Origin of the sequence: Micrococcus sp. HSID17227, from assembly GCF_003989405.1 — a bacterium.
In the GTDB taxonomy this organism is placed as follows: domain Bacteria; phylum Actinomycetota; class Actinomycetes; order Actinomycetales; family Micrococcaceae; genus Micrococcus; species Micrococcus luteus.
Map to the genome: position 1 here is coordinate 1 of NZ_RBLN01000279.1, position 2581 is coordinate 2581.

A 2581-nucleotide genomic window follows, 5' to 3' on the forward strand; every position below is an offset into this window, starting at 1 on the left:
CTCGCCGCCCGAGACCCGCCTGCGCCTCGCCCTCGTGGCCGGCGGGCTGCCGGAGCCGGGGCTGCAGGCCGCGCTCGAACCCGAGGACCCCTTCTCCCCCGTGGCCGACCTCGCCTACCGCCACGTGCGCCTGGCCCTGCAGTACGACGGTGCCGGGCACCGCACGCGGGAGCAGCAGGCGCGCGACGCCCGCCGGGACCGCTACGGCCAGGCGCGCGGCTGGACGACGCTCCGCGTCACCTGGGCGGATGGGCGCGAGGACTTCCGTGGCGTCGTCGCGGTGGTCCGACGCCGCCTCGGCCCCTCCGCCTCGACATGAAGACGCTCCGGCGAACGCATTGGGGGCGGTTTCGGGTGGTATTCCGTCGGAATACCACCCGAAACCGCCCCCAAACGCAGGGTCAGCGCCCCCGGGTCAGCGCTGCGGGTACTGGCGCAGCTGCTCGCCCACGTAGATCTGGCGCGGGCGGCCGATCTTGGTGGCCGGGTCCTCCATGAGCTCGCGCCACTGGGCGATCCAGCCGGGCAGGCGGCCCAGGGCGAAGAGGACGGTGAACATCTTCTCCGGGAAGCCCATGGCCTTGTAGATCACGCCGGTGTAGAAGTCGACGTTCGGGTAGAGCTTGCGCTCCACGAAGTAGTCGTCGGCGAGGGCCTTCTCCTCGAGACGCTGGGCGATCTCCAGCAGCTCGTCGTTGCCGCCCATCTTGCCCAGGATGTCCTCGGCGGTCTTCTTGATGATCTTGGCCCGCGGGTCGTAGTTCTTGTACACGCGGTGCCCGAAGCCCATCAGACGGACGCCGTCCTCCTTGTTCTTCACCTTCTCCATGAAGTCCTCGGGCGTGATGCCCTCCGACTTGATCTTCCGGAGCATGTTCAGCACGGCCTCGTTGGCGCCACCGTGCAGCGGGCCGTAGAGGGCGTTGATGCCGGCGGACACCGAGGCGAACAGGTTGGCCTGGGTGGAGCCGACCAGGCGCACCGTCGAGGTGGAGGCGTTCTGCTCGTGGTCCGCGTGCAGCATGAGCAGCAGGTCGAGGGCCTTGACCACGTCCGGGTCGATGTCGTATTCCTCGGCCGGCACGCCGAAGCACAGGCGGAGGAAGTTCTCCACGTAGTTCAGCGAGTTGTGCGGGTACATGAACGGCTGGCCCAGCGACTTCTTGAACGCGTAGGAGGCCAGCACCGGCAGCTTGCCCAGCAGACGCACGGTGGAGATGTGGACCTGCTCCGGATCGTGCGGGTCCAGGGAGTCCGGGTAGAACGTGGACAGCCCGGACACGGAGGAGGACAGCACCGGCATGGGGTGCGCGTCCCGCGGGAAGCCGTTGAAGAACAGCTTGAGGTCCTCGTGCACCATGTTGTGGCGCAGGATGTTGGTCTCCCAGGCCTCCAGGGTCTCCTTGGACTCGGGCAGCTCACCGTAGATCAGCAGGTAGGCCACCTCCATGAACGAGGAGTGCTCGGCGAGGTCCTCGATGGCGTAGCCGCGGTAGCGCAGGATGCCCTGGTCGCCGTCGATGAACGTGACGGCCGACTTGGCGTTCGCCGTGTTCATGAAGCCCGGGTCGTAGGTGACGTCGCCGGTCTCCTTCAGGAGCGGGGCGATGTTGATGCCGTTGTTGCCCTCTGTGGCGTGCTCGACGCCCAGGTCCAGGCTCTGCTCGCCGACGGTCAGCCGGACGGACTCGTGATGGGTCACGGGTGTGCTCCCTCGTCTTGTCTTCTCGATGGCCCGGGTTCGCACGCCCATGTGGGCGCGCCCACGCGGGGACGACTCTGCTCCAAACTATCAAGGACCGGCCCGGGACGCGCGGTCGCTTCCCCCGACGACGGCCCCCGACCCCGGCTCAGCCGGTCCGCGGCCCGCGGGCCGTGAGTCTCGCCGCGGCCCGGGCGACCGCCTCGTCCGTGGCGGTGATCGCCACGCGGACGTAGCCGTCGCCGCCGGCACCGTAGAACACGCCGGGCCCGGCGATGATGCCCAGGTCCGCCAGGTCGCCCAGCAGGTCCCACGAGTCCTGCGCCGTGGCGTCGGCCGGGTCCAGGTCCGCCCGCCGGGTCCACAGGTACAGCCCCGCCTCGGAGTGGTCCACCGTGTGGCCGGAGGCCTCCAGCGCGGTGCGCAGCGCGTCCCGACGGCGGCGGTAGCGGTCCTTCTGCTCCGCCACGTGTGCGTCGTCGGCCAGGGCCACGGCCATCGCGTGCTGCACCGGGGCGGGCACGATCATGCCCGCGTGCTTGCGGGTGTTGATCAGGGTCGCCACGAGCTGCGGATCCCCCGCGGCGAACGCGGCGCGGTAGCCGGCGAGGTTGGACTGCTTGGACAGCGAGTAGACGCTCAGCAGGCCCGTCAGGTCGCCACCGGAGACCTCGTCGGACAGGATGCAGGGCACGACGGCCCCGTCCCACGCGTCCCAGCCGAGCTCGGCGTAGCACTCGTCCCCGCACACCACGGCGCCCACGTCACGGGCGGCGTCCACCGTGCGGCGCAGCGCCGCCGCGTCCAGCACGGCGCCGGTGGGGTTGGCCGGCGAGTTGGTCCACACGAGGCGCACCCGCTCCCGCACCTCGGGCGCCA

3 protein-coding genes are annotated in these 2581 nt (G+C 70.4%); 1 reads left to right on the forward strand and 2 read right to left on the reverse strand.

Going from position 1 to position 2581, the window contains the following annotated elements:
- The coding region (locus tag D8M29_RS10740; RefSeq protein WP_127445963.1) for an endonuclease domain-containing protein at nucleotides 1-319 on the forward strand (319 nt) is incomplete at its 5' end.
- A gap of 96 nt (nucleotides 320-415) precedes the next feature.
- Here the strand turns inward: D8M29_RS10740 and D8M29_RS10745 are convergent.
- On the reverse strand, nucleotides 416-1702 hold the full coding sequence (locus tag D8M29_RS10745) for a citrate synthase (RefSeq protein WP_073117070.1): 1287 nt from the start codon (nucleotides 1700-1702) through the stop codon (nucleotides 416-418).
- A 148-nt stretch (nucleotides 1703-1850) separates the two neighbouring features.
- On the reverse strand, nucleotides 1851-2581 hold a 731-nt coding region (locus D8M29_RS10750; protein ID WP_127445964.1), incomplete at its 5' end, for an aminotransferase class I/II-fold pyridoxal phosphate-dependent enzyme.